The 18,080-nt window shown below is 43.2% G+C and carries 18 protein-coding genes; 12 read left to right on the forward strand and 6 right to left on the reverse strand.

Features of this window, described 5'->3' with window-relative positions:
• Positions 1–371 precede the first annotated feature (371 nt).
• The 6 genes from ACED59_RS06905 (at position 372) to ACED59_RS06930 (ending at position 7,252) form a co-directional block, all read left to right on the forward strand.
• A complete protein-coding gene (locus ACED59_RS06905) occupies positions 372–1,826 on the forward strand; it encodes a lytic polysaccharide monooxygenase (protein WP_371704818.1) in 1,455 nt (484 codons plus the stop codon).
• Between the two features lie 217 nt (positions 1,827–2,043).
• A complete protein-coding gene (locus ACED59_RS06910; RefSeq protein ID WP_029223810.1) occupies positions 2,044–3,462 on the forward strand; it encodes a PLP-dependent aminotransferase family protein in 1,419 nt (472 codons plus the stop codon).
• A 175-nt stretch (positions 3,463–3,637) separates the two neighbouring features.
• On the forward strand, positions 3,638–5,221 hold the full coding sequence (locus tag ACED59_RS06915) for a cytochrome ubiquinol oxidase subunit I (RefSeq protein ID WP_017096951.1): 1,584 nt from the start codon (positions 3,638–3,640) through the stop codon (positions 5,219–5,221).
• Positions 5,222–5,233: 12 nt separating this feature from the next.
• The gene (cydB, locus tag ACED59_RS06920) at positions 5,234–6,370 is read left to right on the forward strand and encodes a cytochrome d ubiquinol oxidase subunit II (protein WP_017096950.1); all 1,137 of its coding nucleotides are present in this window, start codon (positions 5,234–5,236) and stop codon (positions 6,368–6,370) included.
• Positions 6,371–6,380: 10 nt separating this feature from the next.
• Entirely contained in the window at positions 6,381–6,482 is a 102-nt protein-coding gene (gene cydX, locus ACED59_RS06925; protein ID WP_004734907.1) for a cytochrome bd-I oxidase subunit CydX, read from the forward strand.
• 281 nt (positions 6,483–6,763) lie between these two features.
• Positions 6,764–7,252, forward strand: coding sequence for a GNAT family N-acetyltransferase (locus ACED59_RS06930; protein ID WP_017109820.1), 489 nt, complete (start codon positions 6,764–6,766; stop codon positions 7,250–7,252).
• Between the two features lie 130 nt (positions 7,253–7,382).
• On the opposite strand, the gene ACED59_RS06935 is transcribed toward ACED59_RS06930, so the two are convergent.
• Positions 7,383–7,958: a nucleoside triphosphate pyrophosphohydrolase family protein gene (locus tag ACED59_RS06935; protein WP_017059167.1), complete on the reverse strand. Its 576-nt coding sequence runs from the start codon at positions 7,956–7,958 to the stop codon at positions 7,383–7,385.
• A gap of 187 nt (positions 7,959–8,145) precedes the next feature.
• On the opposite strand from ACED59_RS06935, the gene ACED59_RS06940 reads away from it, so the two are divergent.
• Positions 8,146–9,216: a diguanylate cyclase gene (locus ACED59_RS06940; RefSeq protein WP_017096949.1), complete on the forward strand. Its 1,071-nt coding sequence runs from the start codon at positions 8,146–8,148 to the stop codon at positions 9,214–9,216.
• Positions 9,217–9,254: 38 nt separating this feature from the next.
• Here the strand turns inward: ACED59_RS06940 and ACED59_RS06945 are convergent, their stop codons facing one another.
• Together ACED59_RS06945 and ACED59_RS06950 are read right to left on the reverse strand one after the other, a co-directional pair.
• Positions 9,255–9,821 (reverse strand): DUF1415 domain-containing protein, encoded by a 567-nt coding sequence (locus ACED59_RS06945; protein ID WP_017096948.1) that lies wholly within the window; start codon positions 9,819–9,821, stop codon positions 9,255–9,257.
• Positions 9,822–9,906: 85 nt separating this feature from the next.
• The gene (locus ACED59_RS06950; RefSeq protein WP_017096947.1) at positions 9,907–11,106 is read right to left on the reverse strand and encodes an MFS transporter; all 1,200 of its coding nucleotides are present in this window, start codon (positions 11,104–11,106) and stop codon (positions 9,907–9,909) included.
• Positions 11,107–11,216: 110 nt separating this feature from the next.
• On the opposite strand from ACED59_RS06950, the gene ACED59_RS06955 reads away from it, so the two are divergent.
• Positions 11,217–12,089, forward strand: a complete 873-nt coding sequence (locus ACED59_RS06955; RefSeq protein ID WP_017096946.1) for a LysR family transcriptional regulator — start codon at positions 11,217–11,219, stop codon at positions 12,087–12,089.
• A gap of 576 nt (positions 12,090–12,665) precedes the next feature.
• Here the strand turns inward: ACED59_RS06955 and ACED59_RS06960 are convergent.
• On the reverse strand, positions 12,666–12,902 hold the full coding sequence (locus ACED59_RS06960; RefSeq protein WP_012604109.1) for a glutaredoxin family protein: 237 nt from the start codon (positions 12,900–12,902) through the stop codon (positions 12,666–12,668).
• 153 nt (positions 12,903–13,055) lie between these two features.
• On the opposite strand from ACED59_RS06960, the gene ACED59_RS06965 reads away from it, so the two are divergent.
• A complete protein-coding gene (locus ACED59_RS06965) occupies positions 13,056–13,553 on the forward strand; it encodes a YgjP-like metallopeptidase domain-containing protein (RefSeq protein WP_004734935.1) in 498 nt (165 codons plus the stop codon).
• A gap of 4 nt (positions 13,554–13,557) precedes the next feature.
• Complete coding sequence (gene rlmF, locus ACED59_RS06970) at positions 13,558–14,904, forward strand: 23S rRNA (adenine(1618)-N(6))-methyltransferase RlmF (protein WP_017096944.1); 1,347 nt, start codon at positions 13,558–13,560, stop codon at positions 14,902–14,904.
• 89 nt (positions 14,905–14,993) lie between these two features.
• On the opposite strand, the gene pilW is transcribed toward rlmF, so the two are convergent.
• Both pilW and metA read right to left on the reverse strand, forming a co-directional pair.
• Complete coding sequence (gene pilW / locus ACED59_RS06975; protein ID WP_009846916.1) at positions 14,994–15,743, reverse strand: type IV pilus biogenesis/stability protein PilW; 750 nt, start codon at positions 15,741–15,743, stop codon at positions 14,994–14,996.
• A gap of 169 nt (positions 15,744–15,912) precedes the next feature.
• Positions 15,913–16,854, reverse strand: coding sequence for a homoserine O-succinyltransferase (gene metA, locus ACED59_RS06980; protein WP_012604106.1), 942 nt, complete (start codon positions 16,852–16,854; stop codon positions 15,913–15,915).
• A 275-nt stretch (positions 16,855–17,129) separates the two neighbouring features.
• Here metA and ACED59_RS06985 point away from each other — a divergent pair, with 275 nt between their 5' ends.
• On the forward strand, positions 17,130–17,498 hold the full coding sequence (locus tag ACED59_RS06985) for an ATP-binding protein (protein ID WP_017096943.1): 369 nt from the start codon (positions 17,130–17,132) through the stop codon (positions 17,496–17,498).
• Between the two features lie 73 nt (positions 17,499–17,571).
• On the forward strand, positions 17,572–17,994 hold the full coding sequence (locus ACED59_RS06990) for a DUF3859 domain-containing protein (protein ID WP_012604104.1): 423 nt from the start codon (positions 17,572–17,574) through the stop codon (positions 17,992–17,994).
• Positions 17,995–18,080 lie beyond the last annotated feature (86 nt).

Genomic DNA, 18,080 nt, shown 5'->3' on the forward strand with positions numbered 1-18,080 from the left:
TCAATATCATTATTTATGCGAGCGTTTCACTCCAATTGATTCAATAAAAAAATACCTTCCTAATGAACTATTTTCTTAGGGAATGCGTAATTCGTGTCGGTAAAAATCGATAATTCGAAGCAATATCATCTATCTCTAACACATTTCTTTGAGTTGTGTGACTCTGATTCCTTTCAAAATAAATCCCACTTTTATTGATAGTTATGACGTATATATTTTCCGTGTTCTTTAAGTCAGAAACTATAAACCCTCGAACTGCAATCTTGATTAGTAAATGTCCAATCAATATTGCATACGGGGGTAAAATAATAGAGAGTGGGAAAGTGAAAACAGCAAATAATAATATTCTAAAAATAGCAGTGGGGATGGCTATGCTATCCAGCGTACCATCAGTAGCAAACGCTCATGGTTGGTCTGAATTTCCAAGTGCACGTCAGAATACGTGTTATGAACAAGGCGGAGTTTGGTCTGGTACGCCACCAAATGCGGCGTGTGCTCAAGCAAAAGAGATTTCAGGGTCATATCCTTTCGTTCAACGCAACGAGTATGCGAAAAATATCCAAGATTTCAACAATATCAATGCTGTGAAAGCTGCGATTCCAGACGGCACTTTGTGTTATGCCAATGATTCGCAAAAACGTGGCATGGGTGCTCCTCATACTGGTTGGACTCGCACCGAGCTAAGCACTGGTACATTTGAATATGTATTCAACGCGACTGCACCACACAACCCGTCATTCTGGGAGTTCTATCTAACAAAACCAAACGCCGACCTGAGCAAAGGCCTAGCGTGGGGTGATTTAGATCTTATCCAAGAAGTTGGGAATGTTCCTGTAAGTGGTGGCAAATACCGTATCAACGTAACGATTCCTTCAGACCGATCTGGCGACGCAATCTTATACGTACGTTGGCAACGTGACGATGCCGCGGGTGAAGGTTTCTACAACTGTTCAGACATCACTATCGCGGGGGGAACAACTCCTCCACCAGAGCCGGGTCCTCAACCTGATCTAGTCCGTGGCGACCTGTTTGTTTCTGACCGGTTTGGTACGCCAGAAATTGGTGATACGGTTAAATATGACATCATCAACAAGTACGGTGAAGTCGCGCGTAGCTTCGACATCGTTATCGACGCTTCAAACGTTAACGATTGGGCTCGTTTGTTGGCTTCAGAGATTAACGGCTGGCATGAAGAGTTTAAAGATGGCGCGATCTTCATTGGTGACTGGCACGCTGAAATGCAGCACTACATGTATTTCCAAAACGATCCTTCACGTAACTTCTTCAACTCAAAAGATAGCCGTGCTTCTGGTCAGTTAACGCTGATTGATGGTGGCGACGGTGGTGTTGAACCATTGAAAGGCGACATCTACGAGCTAGTGAAGAGTGACAACGTAGTGAATGCTGGCGACAAAGTTGTGATTGCAACAAGTGAAGCGGCGACATTAACTCAAACTCAAGGTTCTGCTGTAAGCATCCAAAATAACGGCACTGCGTCAGTTGTCGTAGATACGACTGGTATAGTAGCTAATGAAACCTTGTCATTCATGGCTAGTTCTATTGAAAGTGACAGTGTTGAAACCTTCACTTTTGAAGTAATTGCCGATGACGGTGGTGTAACACCAGACCCAGATCCAACGCCTGATCCTGATCCGACTCCAGACCCAGACAATGGCACGTGGGACTCATCAGCGACTTACCTTGGTGGCGAAGTCGTGACTTACTCGAACCAGTCATGGAAAGCGCAATGGTGGGTTCAAGGTGGTACAAACCCTAAAGCGACCTACGAAAATGATCAATGGGGCGTGTGGCGTCCAGCTAACTAGTCGGCTAGTTAATCTAAACTAAGTAGCTAAGCAGCTCAGTAATTAAGGCACCACACTCGATTGATGAGTGTGGTGTCTTTTCTTATGGGAGAGATAAACAAGTCGACCGTGAAGGTAATTGGGTTTAGGGTAGGGCTTTGTTATACCTGAATGTCTGAGTACTTCGAATATTCACGGTTTAGTAATATTTTACACATTAGATAGAAAAGACTTTTTGATGAAAAAATCTCAGATACTCGCCAATACAATCAAGAATCAGATAGAACAAAACATCTGGCTTAGTGGTGAGAAGATCCCATCAATAAGAGACGCGTGTAAGCGCTACAAACTCAGTATCGAGACGGTACTTCAGGCCTATCAACAGCTTGAAGACCAAGGCTATGTGCGCTCAAAGCCTAAGTCTGGTTATTTCGTGTTACCGCGTAGAAATGTATTCACCTCAGAACACACGCAACAAAAAGCCATCAAGCCGTATCCCGTTAAAATCAGTGACCTGCTTTACGATGTGCTTCAACGAGCCAAAGACCCTAGCATCATTCCACTCAGCTCGGCATTTCCAGACCCTGCCTTGTTTCCGCATCAAGCATTGTCGCGCAGTTTAGCCAATGCCAGTCGCCAAATGCCCGATAACAGCATGCTTACTAATCTTCCTCCGGGCAGTGAAACACTTCGCAGGCAAATCGCTCAACGTTATCAAACTGGTGGGCTAGATGTATTGCCCGACGATATTGTGATCACATCTGGGGCAATGGAAGCACTTAACTTATGCCTGCAATCCTGTACCGAACCGGGTGACTTAGTCGCGATAGAGTACCCTGCGTTTTACGGTGTGTTACAGACCATTGAAAGGCTTAATCTTACCGCTGTTGAGATCCCGACCGATCCTGAAACCGGTATCGATTTAGATGTATTGGAGTCGGTGTTCGCTTCAATGGACATCAAAGCATGTTGGTTCATGACAGAATCGCAAAACCCTGTTGGCTATTCGATGAGTGATAACAACAAGCAGCGACTCGCCGAGTTAGTGAATGACCATAAGATCCCGATGATCGAAGACGATGTGTATCGAGAACTTCATGTCGGCAACCAAAGCTCATTGCCTGCTAAAGCCTATGACACCGGCGAGCAAATCATGCTGTGCGGTTCGTTTTCCAAATCATTGTCGCCCGGCTTTCGAATCGGTTGGGTAGTTGCAAGGAAACAAGCGTTAAAGATTCAGAGATTGCAGCACCTTTCGACGCTCTCAAGCAGTATTCCTATCCAACTTGGACTGTCTCATTACCTGACGTTTTATAGTTATGACAACCATCTTAAAAAACTTCGCAAGCTTTTGAATGAAAGGAAGAAGGCGCATATTGCATTGTTAGAATCTAGCTTACCTTCAAGTGCGATGGTGCATAAAAGCCAAGGTGGTTACTTCCTTTGGATAGAGTTGCCTCATTCTGTTTGTGTTGAGAAGCTTTATGAGCAAGCACTTGAACACAACATCTCTGTTGCGCCGGGAATTATATTCAGCAGCGACAAAAAGTTCTCTCATCATATTCGTCTCAATTGTTCGTACGCTTGTGACGACAAAATAGCAGAAGCCATTCGTACACTAGGTAGTTTGATTCAGACCATGGAATCACAAGCCTAAGTCGTTAGTCGATCCTCGACTATGTTTACTTGAAATCTAGCTTGTCACTCGTCGGATAATTCAACCTGTTCTGTTTTTTAACATTCAATCTGTTCTAGTTTGGTTTGTTCAAACTGTGCTGAAATACGCTCCAATTCTTAATATGAAATCCATCATTATGATGTTTGGAGCTTAAATGTTTGATGTAGTTGAATTGTCGCGTTTACAGTTTGCGCTAACCGCTATGTTTCACTTTCTCTTTGTCCCGTTAACTATTGGTATGTCTTGCTTATTGGCGATCATGGAGTCGATCTATGTGCTTACCGGTAAGCAAATCTATCAGGACATGACTCGCTTTTGGGGCAAACTTTTTGGTATTAACTTCGCATTAGGTGTCACGACCGGATTAACCATGGAGTTCCAGTTCGGCACCAACTGGTCTTATTATTCTCACTATGTCGGCGATATTTTCGGTGCTCCTCTTGCTATCGAAGCCCTTGTTGCATTCTTCCTAGAATCCACCTTTGTTGGACTGTTCTTTTTCGGTTGGGAAAGGCTGTCCAAACGCCAACACCTTATGGTGACTTGGCTGGTCGCGTTGGGCTCAAGCTTTTCTGCATTATGGATTCTGGTTGCTAACGGTTGGATGCAAAACCCGATTGGATCGGAGTTTAATTACCAAACCATGCGTATGGAAATGACTAGCTTTGCCGAAGTGGTGCTCAACCCAGTTGCTCAAGTTAAGTTCTTACACACAGTCGCTTCGGCTTATACCTGCGGTGCGATGTTTATCCTTGGCGTGAGTTCATACTACTTGCTTAAAGGTCGTGACGTTGCTTTTGCAAAACGTTCGTTTGCTGTCGCAGCTTCGTTCGGCATTGCTTCTATCATATCGGTGATCGTATTAGGTGATGAGTCGGGCTATGAACTGGGTGACGTCCAAAAAGTAAAACTCGCAGCGATTGAAGCTGAATGGCACACCGAACCGGCACCTGCGGCGTTTACCTTGTTTGGATTACCAAATCAAGAAGAAGGCAAAACCGACTTTGCTGTGAAAATTCCCTATGTGATGGGGATTATTGCAACGCGATCTTTGGACGAGCAAGTGACAGGGCTTCATGACTTGCGTGATCAACATTTAGTGCGTATTCGAAACGGTATTATTGCTTATGAATTGCTAGAGCGTTTGCGATCTGGCGATACCTCACATGAGACAGAGCAAGCTTTCGATCAAACCAAGCACGACCTTGGCTACGGCTTATTGCTCAAGCGATACACAGACACCGTGACTGATGCTACTGAACAACAAATCCAACAAGCAGCCGATGATTCAATCCCAACTGTGTGGCCTCTGTTCTGGTCATTCAGAATCATGGTGGGTTGTGGCTTCATTATGTTATTTGTCTTTGGCGCGGCTTTCTTACAAACCTATCGTAAAAACATCACTCAAAAGCCTTGGTTATTGAAGGCGGCACTTTGGTCAATTCCATTACCTTGGGTGGCAATTGAAGCAGGTTGGTTTGTTGCGGAGTATGGTCGTCAGCCATGGGCGGTGGGTGAAATCCTCCCTGTTGCGGTCGCGGCTTCTTCGCAAACCGTTGAAAACTTACTTACGTCTCTCGCGCTAATTATTGGCCTCTATACGGTCTTCATCATTGTTGAAAGTTACTTGATGATTACCGTCGCTAAAAAAGGCCCAAGCAGTTTGAAAACGGGGCGCTATCACTATGAACAAACAACATCACTTGAAGCCAAATTGGCACAACAAGTTCAACAATAAGGTGACTGACTCATGTTCGAATATGACACATTACGTTTAATTTGGTGGGTGCTAATCGGTGTGTTGCTGATTGGTTTTATGATCACCGATGGCTTTGATATGGGAGTAGGAGCGTTGTTACCGTTTATCGGTAAAACCAACTCTGAAAGACGAGTGATGATTAACTCCATTGCACCCCATTGGGACGGCAACCAGGTGTGGTTAATTACCGCAGGTGGCGCTTTGTTTGCGGCTTGGCCGTTAGTGTATGCGACATCGTTTTCAAGCTTATATGTTGCGATGTACTTGGCTCTTATCTCATTGTGGCTGCGTCCTCTTGCACTTGAGTACCGAGCCAAGATAGATAACGACCAATGGCGAAAAGTGTGTGATTTAGCGATTTCGTTTTCAGGCTTTTTTCCGCCGATTTTATTTGGTGTCGCGTTTGGCAACTTGATGCAAGGGCTTCCATTCTCGCTCAATAGTTTACTCATGGTTGAGTACCACGGATCGTTTGTTGATTTGCTTAATCCGTTTGCTCTGTTGTGTGGCTTCGTTGGTTTATTGATGGCGTTGTTGCAAGGCAGTGCTTGGCTGATGATGAAAACGACAGATGCGCTATACAACAAGGTAAGATTGGTTGCGCAGGTGAGTGCGGTACTTATCGCTTTCCTTATGGTGATTGGCTGTATGGCGATAAACCATATTGACGGGTATCTGATAGTCAGTGCGATGGATCATAGCTCGGCTTCGAATCCCTTGAACAAAGAAGTCGTCACACAAGCAGGCGCTTGGTTAACCAACTTCGATACGTACCCTTGGATGTGGTTTGCACCGATCGGCAGCGTGACCATTCCATTGCTGGCTTTGATTGGCGCAAGGTTGAAATGGGATGCGATTTCTTTTATTAGTTCCAGCCTGACTAACGCTTGCATCATTTTAACCGCTGGTTTCGCGATGTTCCCATTCATTATTCCGTCTAGCGTTAACCCAAGCCATAGCTTAACCCTTTGGGATTCGACATCAAGCGAACTGACCTTGAACATCATGACAGGCGTAGCATTTGTGATGGTGCCCATCATTCTGTGTTATACCGCGTTCAGTTATCGAACCATGTTTGGACGACTCGACAACGAGTATGTCGAACGCAACGGCCATTCACTGTATTAAGGAGTTTCTCATGTGGTATTTTGTTTGGATACTAGGCTTATTCCTAGCCTCTGCATTTGCAGTTTTGAATGTCATTAGCTTAGAGAAAAGTGACTCAGAAACTGAGTTCTGATTGACGTTATGATTCATAAAAAGACCAGAAGCATGATGCTCTGGTCTTTTTATGAGCCTTCCTAAAGCGTAAGATTTGGTTCTTCCTTCGAGGTACAAGATGGTAAGACTTAAATCGAGTGAGCTGCATTCTTTTAAGTACACCTATATCTCAACTCTATATAAGATTTAATAAAAACAATTTTATCTAACCTATTGTTAAATATTTACTATTTGATAGTGTGTCTAGGTGCACATTAAGGATGTGTTTCATATTTAGCGATGAAAATAGTAGGAGTTGCGATGAGTATTATAGTGAGACGGTCTGAACCGTCAGATGCAAAGGGAATCAAAGAAGTTTACGAATGCACAAACGCTTATACCGGTACGCTGCAACTCCCAAATCCATCTCTGGAAAGCTGGCAGAAACGAATCTCAAATATGCCCGACAACGTGTACTCGTATGTCGCGATGATCGACGATGAGATTGTTGGTAATTTGGGAATGGAAGTGTGTGTAAACCCGAGAAGGCGTCATGTTGCTTCATTCGGTATGGGTGTTAAAGACGATGTATTAGGCAAAGGTGTCGGTAGTCAACTGCTCGCGACCGCGATCGACTTGTGTGATAACTGGATTAACATCAAACGACTGGAGCTAACGGTGTACACCGATAACGAAAGAGCGATCAGTCTCTACAAGAAATTCGGTTTTGTTATTGAAGGAGAGTCGGCTGGGTTCGCTTTCAGAAATGGCGAATATGTGGCGGCTTATCACATGGCACGACTGGTATAGTATTCAGCTACAATTAACACTCAGCTGCAATTAGCACACAGTTTGAAATCACTGACAGATAATAAAACGCCACGTTATTTAAACGTGGCGTTTGCTATTTTGGTGCGCTGATCGGTTTAGATAACCAGTGTTAAGCCGTTAGAGGCTCAAGGTTCGCAGGGCGGTAGTGTACTGATTTTAGTACTTTACCTTGGCGAACTGTCTTGCCTTCAGATACGAAATCTTCCGCACACTTAGCGATGATGTATTCGCCTTTTTGAACCGCCATCAGTTTGATGTTCTGCTCAGCATAGAAAGCTTCAGTTTCTGCGTATTCTGTTTCGTTACGGCACACTTTACTCATGTTGCTTGAGTGTACTTCGTCCCAACAAGGCAGAAAGTCGATTGAGCGGTTTTTAGAAACATTCAGCAGTAGGTCGATCAGGTAGCTGATTGCTAGGTTGTCTTCTACCTTAGCTTGGCCAAGGTGAACTAAACGTCCCATCAAAACATAAACGCTGTCTACAATAGCGTCCGCTTGTTCGATTTTAGAGTCAGCTTCTGCAAGTTCTGTTAGTTCTTCGATCGCTAGAGATGTGTGTAGCGTATCGCCTTTTTCGTCCATTGTTTCAGGAGCAGCAACAGGCAGATCAAAAGTACTGCGGAACTCTTCAATGTCGCGGTAAAGGTGATCGTAGATTTCTTGGCTTAGTTGAGAAAGGTTCATTTTCCTATCCATTCTGTTTCGTTAATGGGGTATTTTACCAAAGCTGGGAATAGGGTGCTAACGCAAAGTCGACTTTTATTCATTGGTTTAATGAGGTATCTTGCATAAAAACTAATTGATTAATATATAATTTACAGTAGGCCACACGTAATATTGCCAATCAGTTCTCCGTCGTAGGATCACAGTTATGCACCAAGCTAATGAAAGTGAAGTTGTTATACGTCGTTTGTATCAAATCACCAATGATTATCGAAAAGGGTTCGATATTCAGATCGCTCAGCTGCTTATCATGGGGCTTGAACGCTTCAACCTTGATATTGGTATCTTATCGAAAGTCGAGGGTAATACTTACTTAGTTGAACACTCTGTCACACCTGAAGGGGTTGAGCTCAATAGTGGCGATATCTTCGACTATAGTTCGACCTATTGTGAGATTACGTGCAAATCTGTTGGCCCTATTTGTATTGAGCATTGCGGTAAACATGATAAGTATGCGACACATCCTGCCTACCAATCTTTTGGGCTAGAGTCTTATATTGGTATCCCGATTTTCGTCAATGATGAGCTTTATGGCACCTTAAACTTTTCAAGCCCAGCTCCCTATCATCGCGAGTTTAAAGAGTTCGATATCGACGTTATGCGGTTAATGGCGTCATGGATTGAAGTGGAACTGGTGAGAAGACAGCAAGAACGTAAACTGACAGAGTTAAATGAAAAACTTGAATATCAAGCTTTGTACGATCCTCTTACACACTTGCCGAATCGACGTTGCTTGTTCAAAACGTTGAATGCAGAAGTGGAGCAGTTAAAAGGCTCTCTAGGTAAAGGGACACTAGCCGTCGTAGACATCGATTTCTTTAAGGTCGTTAATGACACTTACGGTCACCAAATGGGTGACGTTGTTTTAAAGAAAGTGGCAAACGTTCTGCGCAATAATATTCAAGATGGAGAGTTTGTGGCGCGTTTTGGTGGTGAAGAGTTCATTCTTTGGTATCCAAATAGTACACCAAGTGGTGTTGAAGATAAGTTCATGACTCTTTTACAAGAAATGAAGAAAATCACACTAGATAGTAAGCCTATCACCATATCAATCGGTGCGTGTCATTTTGAGTTGAGTACTGGAGATAGCAAAGGGGAGAGAATGTCGGCATTAGACTCGCTAATCAAAGTTGCCGATGAATGCCTGTACATTGCTAAACAAAATGGACGAGATCAGTTTATATCTCGCCCATATCATCAAGAACACTCAGACTCGTAAGTTGAAGCTGTCAGCTCTTAAAGCTCAAAGGTTAGTTCTTAACTGAATAGATAAGGGAACAACTTACGACGCTCTTCGGGTGTTAAAGATTCAACTCTCGCGATGTTGGTATCAGGAATCGCTTCAGGGTTGGGGTAGTGCTTCAACACTTTTTCCATACTCGCTTCACGAATCAAATGGTAAACCGGATACGGAGAGCGGTTAGTAAGATTTTCATCGTCTTCTGGATCCGCACCACCAAAGCAATAGTCTGGGTGGAACGTCGCTACTTGATAAACGCCTTCCCAGTCTTCCTGCTTAATCAGCGCTTCAATCCAATCAATGAACATGTTGTAGTCGAAGAAATCTTGCAGCATGTTAGGCACAACCACCAACGTCGTCTCCAATTCAGCGACTGGTGTGTTATCTAACTCTACGAAATGCGTCATGATGTCTTCCAACAACGCTTCTTCCGTATTCGCTTCACTCACAAAGATCTTAATCTGTTTATTACGTTGTGGTTTGGCTGCGAATGGACACAGGTTTAGGCCAATAACGACATCGTCTAACCATTGTTTTACTTGGTCGTGGATGGTTTGAAGGTCTGTGCTTTGAGTGTTCGACATAACAGGTTCCGAAATGAAATTTTGCGTAGGATATCAGAACGGACGTTAATCAAAAGCACTAATTCAATCAGACAACTTGTGTTACTTAAGCTTCAGCTAGCTTCGAGGTTGATCCTTGAAGTTGTTTTAACTGGTAGACCCAAGCAAATATCGCAACATAGAAGATAGAACCACCGGCGATAACACCATTCCAACCGAACAACTGCCAACAATATAAGAGTAAGAAACCACCTAAGCTCCCGCCTATGTAATAGTGAACTAAGTAAAGTGCGGTTGCTGTCGCTTTCGCGCTCGATGCTTTTTGACTTACCCAAGAATAGGCTAGGGTATGGGCGAAAAAAGCTCCGCCACTGATCAATAACAACCCAGCTAACATGAATGGGACTTTGTCGACGGCAGAAACCAACATTCCGATTAAGCTAATACACACGCCCATCAATATACCGTTTAACGGGTCAAAGCGAAGTGTCCATTTGTTGGAGAGCTTAGAGCTTACCGTACCGGCCAAGTAACATAGGAATATCAGTGAAGCTAAGCCCACAGGCACTGAGTGAGGTTCGGATACCAACCTAAAGCCCATTACTGAATACAGGTTAACGAATAGCGCGAAGTTAGCGCCACCAATCAACATCGCGAGCCACAAGGTACGGTTTCTTAAGTGCATCACAACCGAGCGGTTATGATGAAAGAACAACCCTTGTTGAGGTTTGAAGTTTTGTTGGTCAGGCAGACTATACGCAATATAGAGAGCGCCGATTAAGGAGCCGACCACGAAAAACAAAACCGTTGCGTGCCAGTCAAAATAATCCGTAATCAAGCCACCCAATACACGTCCGAAAATTCCACCCAATGAGTTGGCTGCAATATAACCACCGATCGCGACTGCAAATGCTTTGGGTGATAACTCTTCGACCATATAGGCAACCGCCACGCCTGCAAAAGCAGCGACTGCGATTCCCATTAATGCTCTGGCAATAACAAGTTGCAGTAGAGTGGTTGTGAACACCATGCTCAATCCAATCAAAGGAATAGCGAACAGACTGAATAGGATAATAGGTTTTCGACCAAAGGTTTCAGAAGCGATTGCCCAAGGCACCAAGCTGATGGAAAGCCCAAGTGTTGTCGCGGCAAACAGCCAGTTGATCTGAGTTTCAGATACTTGGAAGTGCTCCGCCATGTGCGGCAAGATAGGCTGAAAGAGGTAAAGGTTACAGAAAATGATAAATGAACCAATCGCCAATGATTGGGTGATGCGTTTGTATTGAGGACTGCCTTTATCAAACATTTACGTTGTGCCTGCGCGAGTAAGTAAGCTATTTGTGAACAAGTTATCAGTACAAGTGTGATTAAAGAAATATATTAAAAATATCAACTCTATATATTAAATATATCGCCATGCTTGAATCAAAACCTCTTCGACATTTTCTGGCCGTTGCTCAGTTTGGTAATTTTACCCAGGCTGCAAAAGCGCTGCATATCGCACAGCCTGCATTGAGTATCTCCATTAAAAAACTAGAACAGACGCTTGAGTTGATTCTATTTCGTCGAGGAGATAAATCCGTCACCTTAACGGAAGAGGGAAAGGTACTGTTTGAGCATGCAAAGCGAATCGCCCAGCAGTTTGATGATGCTCAACTCGCAATGAATGAGCTAAAGGGACTAGAAAAAGGCGAGGTTCGATTAGGCGCTCCAAGTATGATGGGGAGCTACTTTTTCCCACAGGTCGTGATGGCCTTTAAAAGCCAATACCCAAACCTAAAACTGACGCTTATAGATGCTGGTACCGCTTCGATTCGTGAAATGCTGTTAAACGGCGAACTGGATATCGGGGTTATCAATCATGAAAATGTCCCAGATGATCTCGAAACCGATCACTTGTTGAGTTCTGAGATGCTAGCTGTTGTTGGTAAAGAACACCCATTAGCGTCACAACCATTCATTACCTTTGAAGAGTTTTTCGCTCAAGAACTGATTATGTTCAAGTCGGGTTATTTCCACCGTGATTTCATTGATGCGACCTGTAAAAAATACAATCTCGATATGACCATCGCCTTCGAAACCAACTTATTGCCAATGATTCTTTCTATAGTAAAACGAGAGTTTGCCATTACTGCGCTGCTGAGTTTGGTCACAGAATATGAGAAAGACGTGATAGGCGTGCCATTTAAAGACCCTGTAAAACTGAATCTATCTTTGGCTTGGAGAAAGGAAGGGTACTTGTCGAAGGCGGACCGAACCTTTATTGATTTCGTTAAGCGCTACGTGTGATTGTCTTGTTGTGTTATCTATCAATACAAATTTAACGTAAAATATCTACTACATTTCAATGTGTTATTTTGTGATTTTTATGGCATTTAAATGACGTTCTTTTACTGATTAATTGCTCAGTATCACACTATTTAAATATAAAACTGTGAGGTGCGTTGTATTATTATTTGGTGAACGTGTGATTGTTAACTTACATTAGGTATTAAATATGTCGCCTCCCACGTTAAAAAAACTGAAGCCATTAAGTATGAAGTGTAAATGTAAAGAACAAAGAATTGTTAGAGTTCGTCGTAATATTTTTGACAGAATCCTTGGTATTAAAGAAAAATACAAATGTGCTAATTGTAATGCAGCTTTTAAAATCAAAGGCTAGGCTAGGTGCATCGACTTTTTTATCGAAAGACTTTTTATATGAGAAGCTTGTCTGACAAGGATTTAGTAAATAGAGAAACTGCAAGAATGCGACCTGTTTATTTTCGATATACAAGTTGTCATGAATATAGAACAACAAAGCCCGAGTATCCTAGATTGGACATTCGGGCTTTATTATATAGAAGTATTACTGGCTTAGAGCACTTAGGTACTCTTTGAGTTATACATCTTATCGAAGTTCTTCTGATTCCAGCCGACCATCACTTGATCGCCGATTTTAAGTACGGGGATAGAGCGAGCCCCCATCGCTTGCAACTCTTTACGGCCACGCTGCATCTTTGCATTCGTTAGGCGGTAAACAATTTTCTTTGAATCCAAATAGCGCTGTGCATCTTTACAGTGCGGGCATTTGTCTGCGACGTACAATACAACACGTTTCATTTTTATAATCTCTTTTTGAGTCTAGCTCTTGGTGAATCTCGCTAAAGTGTAACGAATCCTAGGTGATTAGAAAAGTGTGATCAGTTACACTATGCGGCTCAATTTTCAAGACCACAACGTATTGTCGTGGTGTAACTTGTACGGTCTTTCAGCATGCATCCTTCTTTACGCTATATCCAAGGCTACCCGAAGCACATTCTCGATCCGGTAACTCAACTAGTTGAATCGGGAAAGTTGGTGCCGTGGTTCGAAGCTCGCTACCCAAAGAATCATGAAATAAAAAGCGAGAAAGCCCTGTTTGACTATGCGATTGAGATTAAAAATCGTTATATGAAAAAAACACCACCGATCAGTAAAGTGATTTATGACGGCAAGATACACCTAATTAATAATGCATTAGGTCTGCACTCTTACGTCGCGAAAAATCATGGTGGAAAGATCAAATCGAAGAATGAGATTCGTATCGCCAGTGTTTTTAAAAATGCGCCAGAACCTTTGCTGAGAATGTTGGTGGTACACGAACTGGCGCACATCAAAGAGAAAGAGCACGACAAAGCCTTTTACCAACTATGCTGTCACATGGAACCGGAATATCATCAACTTGAGTTAGATGCCCGTTTATTCATGATGTATTTAGATTTAAAGAAGTAGCCCAATGAGCCAATCACAAAATAGAACAACGCTAAGCCTGTCGAAAAACAGTACCTCCGCAGCAAAAACAAAAGATAACCAAGCTAACGAAGGTAACAGTACGCAAGGTAACCGCAAGCAAGGTGATGTTAAGCCAAGTACAGGTAAACCAAGCAGCGACAAGCGTATTTCTACAAAGAACACATCAGACCGCAAAAACAGTGCTCCCAAAGGTGCTGACAACAACAAAGCAAAGCGACCTTTTGCAAAAGATAGCAAAGGTAAACCGGGTGCGAATAAAGGATCATCGAATAAGGGTTCTTTTAATAAAACTGCTTTTAACAAAAACGCAGCGCAGAAAAGACGCTCGACTGAAAAGCCTCAAGGTGGATTACACCCAAGAAACCAACACACAGGTCGCTACGACTTTGAGTTATTGGTTGCAGCGTTACCTGAGCTAAAAGAACATCTGATCAAGAACCCGGTGGGCGAAGACACCGTTAATTTCTCTGATCCATTGGCTGTTAAGCTACTTAACAAGGCTTTACTGGCGCATCACTATGGCGTTAAGCATTGGGATATTCCTGCTGGTTACTTGTGCCCACCAATTCCTGGCCGTGCAGATTATATCCACAGAGTGGCAGACATCCTAAACAGCGATGGCCAAGGTGAGCCTTATAATCACGCCTCTGTGAAAGCATTAGATATCGGTGTTGGTGCAAACTGTATTTACCCAATCATTGGCGCGACAGAGTATAAGTGGCGCTGTACGGGTACGGATGTCGATTCAGTCTCCATCAAAACAGCGAACTTCATTGCTGAAAGTAACCCTAATCTAAAAGGTAAGATCCGAGCTCGTCTACAAGCGGACTCTGAATCTATCTTTAAGGGCGTGATTAAAGATAATGAACGTTACGATGTCACTATTTGTAACCCTCCATTCCATAGTTCTCTAGAAGAGGCGGAAAAGGGATCACAACGTAAATTGGATAACTTAGCGGCAAACCGAGCTAAGAAAGCGGGCAAGTCATTCAAGCCCGAGATGAATAAGAAGCCAGCCAAATCGATTAAGCAAGAGAAACCAACCTTAAACTTTGGTGGCCAAAAATCTGAACTTTGGTGTCCGGGTGGCGAAGCTACTTTCATTATGAAAATGGCGAGAGAGAGCCAACTTTTTGCTACTCAAGTATTGTGGTTCACGACATTGATTTCTAAGAAAGATAACGTCGATATGGTTCGTTCAGAGCTGGGTAAGCTAAGAGCTAAACAAGTAAAAGTGGTTGAGATGTCGCAAGGCCAGAAGGTGAGTCGCTTTATCGCATGGACCTTTATGGACGACGAGCAAAGACAAGAGTGGATTGCGCTAAAATAGCGGCAGCACTGTGTTAAGACATTAAGTTGAAATTACGTACGGGCTTGTTGTTAACGCAACAAGCCCGTTTTTTGTGTTTTTCATATGCGCTAAGCAGAAAGTAACTCATCTAACTTACTCTGATATTTCTTCTCTAGAGCACTGTTACCTGCTTTGTTTTCGAGATCGACCAAGATTTTAAGCGATGGAATTTGGTAGCCATAACGCTGGTGGAATTTGAATAAACGAAGCCTAGCGTCGTTGTAATCGGCGTCACTCACTTCAATTTTTGATAGCTGTAGTATCGATTTTACGCGATTTGGATCGTGGTCAATCGCTCGTGTGAAGTAGTATTTTGCTTGGTCGGTATTACCAGCCTTAAACGCGCAGAATGCCGCATTCTCATAACTTGCAGAGACAAGGTAGTAGTAGGGTTGGTCAATAGCGCGATTGAAATATTTATCAGCTTGCTCGTATTCGCCTTGTTTACACAAGAACGTACCGTAGTTATTCAATACATTGCCGTTTCTTGAATCTAGACTGAGTGCTTTGCGGTAAGTGGTTCTTGCTTCATCTACTTCGCCAACTTGTTCGTAATAATGTGCCATCGAAAGTTGGGCGCGGTAATAGCTAGGAGCGTGTTTGATAGCGAGCTCTAGGTTTTCACGTGCCTTGACCATATTACCTTGTCCCATGTAGCCCAAACCCAATTCAATACGTGATTGAGACATCGCAATTGGATCACTTGCCATTTTTGGTGGACCTTCGGTTACAGAAACACAACCTACCAAAGAAAGAGAGGCGAATAGCGTTAGATGAGATATCAGGGTGGATTTTGGTAATAGCGACTTGTTAGGCATGTGCAGCTCCTTTTGAACACAAACCTATGATATGAAATCGAATACATTTAAGTGTTATGTCGATTATGGAATGCGACCCAAACACCATAAAAAAGCCGTGTCCCATTTGGTGTTTTATCAACAACCTATGGAAGACGGCTTAATGTGTTTGTGAATCGGAAGAAAGAACTTAGTCGTCCTTGGTGAAGTTGTCTTCGCTGAAGTGATCCAGATCGTAAGGCGTTTGTTGGTAAACGCAGTAGTTAAGCCAGTTTGAAAACAATAAGTGTCCATGACTACGCCAACTTGCTACAGGCTTGTTGTCTGGATTGTTGTTCGGGTAGTAGTTGATTGGTATCACAGGCTCCATGCCTTCACCCAAATCACGAATGTATTCGTTGTGAAGTGTATGCGCATCGTATTCAGGGTGACCGGTTACAAACACGTTTCGCTTATCTTTGGTTGCCGCAAGGTATACGCCCGCCACATCAGAAGTCGCAAGAACATCAAGGTCGGTATGCTCGGCCAAGTATTCCTGAGAGAAATCAGCATAGCGAGAGTGCGGTGCCAAAAAGGTATCGTCGAAGCCACGTAAAATTGGGTGGTACGGGTTATGTATCTCGTGGTTGTAAACCCCAGAAAGCTTATCTTTACGAGTTCGTTTTGGTAAATCATACAAGAGCTTTAAGCCAGCTTGAGCAGCCCAACACACATACAAGGTTGAGGTCACATGCTTGTTTGCCCATTCCATGATGGTTTTTAGATGATCCCAGTAGATAACGTCTTCAAATTGAACCAAGCCAAGTGGCGCACCAGTGATGATCAATCCATCAAAGTTTCTCCCTTTGACCATTTCAAATTGACGGTAGAAGTTATCAAGGTGTTCTGTCGGCGTGTTTTTACTTGGTCGGTCATCAATACGCAACAGCTCTACATCGACTTGCAATGGGCTGTTGGATAGTAGGCGCAAGAATTGAGTTTCAGTTTCAATCTTCTTTGGCATTAGGTTGAGGATCAAGACTCGAAGTGGACGAATTTCCTGTGTCGATGCTCTTGATAACGGCATAATAAAGATGTTTTCTTCACGAAGAACATCAGATGCTGGCAATTGGTCTGGAATGCGAATAGGCAAAGCTTTCTCCCTAAGCTAGATATGTAGACGTCTATACATCTAAATCTATAGTAGTTTGATACGCTTGTCGATATACAAAATGGATAGTTGTAAATTATTTGTGTTTGCTTTCAGAAGTCATTCACCGACGTCGAGGGGAGTCTCATTGTATTCAGTGATTATCTGAGTCGAGTATAAGGACTCGGTTTTCGGATGTTGAGCAACGGCAGTTATCAGAGAAACTCGTCACTATTTAAGATAAACTCATGTTTTAAAATTAGCCTGTAAAGTGACAGATGAAGTTAATACTCATTCGAGGGTTGCCCGGTTCCGGCAAGTCAACAAAAGCAAAAACCTACGATGCATTGCATGTCGAAGCGGATATGTATTACGTGAATGAGCAAGGCGACTATAATTTTGACCCAAGGCAGTTGCAGCAAGCGCATGAGTGGTGTCAGAACACTGCAGAAGACGGCTTGAAGCAAGGGTTAGACGTTGTGGTGTCGAATACTTTTATTAAGCAGTGGGAAATGAAAGCCTACCGCCAACTCGCACTCAAATATAAAGCGGATTTGGTTATAGAAGTGTGCCGAGAGCAATATGGCAGCATTCACGACATTGAACCGTCGGTGATTAAGCGCATGGCAAAAGATTGGCAAGAATAGCCTCGTGCTTATCCAGCTTGGGTGAGTGGCAAATAGAATTAATTAATAGAACAACTCCAAGGTAACGATTGAAATGGCAAAGCGCTCTGTTGTGGTCGACATGACATCTTACGGCATCTATACAACGTGGGATTCCAAATCTAAAGATCTTCCAAAAATCCAAGAGTTCACCACTACCGTTGATGCTGAAATCGACGTGGAATTTGGCTATATCTTGAATATCAAAAAAGCCAAAGGTGAAAAAATCCGTTACTGCATCTATCACCCGAACATCACCACCGACACGGGTGAAGTGCTCGAACCGTTCGATGGTGAAGAGCATGTCGGCAACAATGACTGGGATTTTTACTTAGGCGATACTATCTGGGCGCCTGTCTCCAACAAACTCGGTAAATGGCGCATGACCGTCGAGCTAAAAGGCAACATCATTGCTGATAAGACATTCGACCTTGTTGCGAAAGACGAAGGGCAGTTTTGGAAGCGTAGGGGGTTTTAGATTGGAACTTCTGTCTAAATTAAGACAACAAAAAAGCCGACTCACACGTTACATGTGAACTCGGCTTTTTGACGTTAACTAGATGG

It is taken from the genome of Vibrio sp. FF266, from assembly GCF_041439695.1.
Classification (GTDB): domain Bacteria; phylum Pseudomonadota; class Gammaproteobacteria; order Enterobacterales; family Vibrionaceae; genus Vibrio; species Vibrio tasmaniensis_A.

What these genes read in the sequence shown, in the direction of transcription:
- ACED59_RS06945 (WP_017096948.1), bottom strand. Translation starts at nt 9,821, where the DNA reads ATGTCGAACACTCAAAGCACAGACCTTCAAACCATCCACGACCAAGTA.
- ACED59_RS06935 (WP_017059167.1), bottom strand. Translation starts at nt 7,958, where the DNA reads ATGAACCTTTCTCAACTAAGCCAAGAAATCTACGATCACCTTTACCGC.
- pilW (WP_009846916.1), bottom strand. Translation starts at nt 15,743, where the DNA reads ATGCCTAACAAGTCGCTATTACCAAAATCCACCCTGATATCTCATCTA.
- rlmF (WP_017096944.1), top strand. Translation starts at nt 13,558, where the DNA reads ATGAGCCAATCACAAAATAGAACAACGCTAAGCCTGTCGAAAAACAGT.
- ACED59_RS06955 (WP_017096946.1), top strand. Translation starts at nt 11,217, where the DNA reads ATGCTTGAATCAAAACCTCTTCGACATTTTCTGGCCGTTGCTCAGTTT.
- ACED59_RS06915 (WP_017096951.1), top strand. Translation starts at nt 3,638, where the DNA reads ATGTTTGATGTAGTTGAATTGTCGCGTTTACAGTTTGCGCTAACCGCT.
- cydX (WP_004734907.1), top strand. Translation starts at nt 6,381, where the DNA reads ATGTGGTATTTTGTTTGGATACTAGGCTTATTCCTAGCCTCTGCATTT.
- ACED59_RS06930 (WP_017109820.1), top strand. Translation starts at nt 6,764, where the DNA reads ATGAGTATTATAGTGAGACGGTCTGAACCGTCAGATGCAAAGGGAATC.
- ACED59_RS06910 (WP_029223810.1), top strand. Translation starts at nt 2,044, where the DNA reads ATGAAAAAATCTCAGATACTCGCCAATACAATCAAGAATCAGATAGAA.
- ACED59_RS06905 (WP_371704818.1), top strand. Translation starts at nt 372, where the DNA reads ATGCTATCCAGCGTACCATCAGTAGCAAACGCTCATGGTTGGTCTGAA.
- ACED59_RS06990 (WP_012604104.1), top strand. Translation starts at nt 17,572, where the DNA reads ATGGCAAAGCGCTCTGTTGTGGTCGACATGACATCTTACGGCATCTAT.
- ACED59_RS06985 (WP_017096943.1), top strand. Translation starts at nt 17,130, where the DNA reads ATGAAGTTAATACTCATTCGAGGGTTGCCCGGTTCCGGCAAGTCAACA.
- cydB (WP_017096950.1), top strand. Translation starts at nt 5,234, where the DNA reads ATGTTCGAATATGACACATTACGTTTAATTTGGTGGGTGCTAATCGGT.
- ACED59_RS06960 (WP_012604109.1), bottom strand. Translation starts at nt 12,902, where the DNA reads ATGAAACGTGTTGTATTGTACGTCGCAGACAAATGCCCGCACTGTAAA.
- ACED59_RS06965 (WP_004734935.1), top strand. Translation starts at nt 13,056, where the DNA reads ATGCATCCTTCTTTACGCTATATCCAAGGCTACCCGAAGCACATTCTC.
- ACED59_RS06950 (WP_017096947.1), bottom strand. Translation starts at nt 11,106, where the DNA reads ATGTTTGATAAAGGCAGTCCTCAATACAAACGCATCACCCAATCATTG.
- ACED59_RS06940 (WP_017096949.1), top strand. Translation starts at nt 8,146, where the DNA reads ATGCACCAAGCTAATGAAAGTGAAGTTGTTATACGTCGTTTGTATCAA.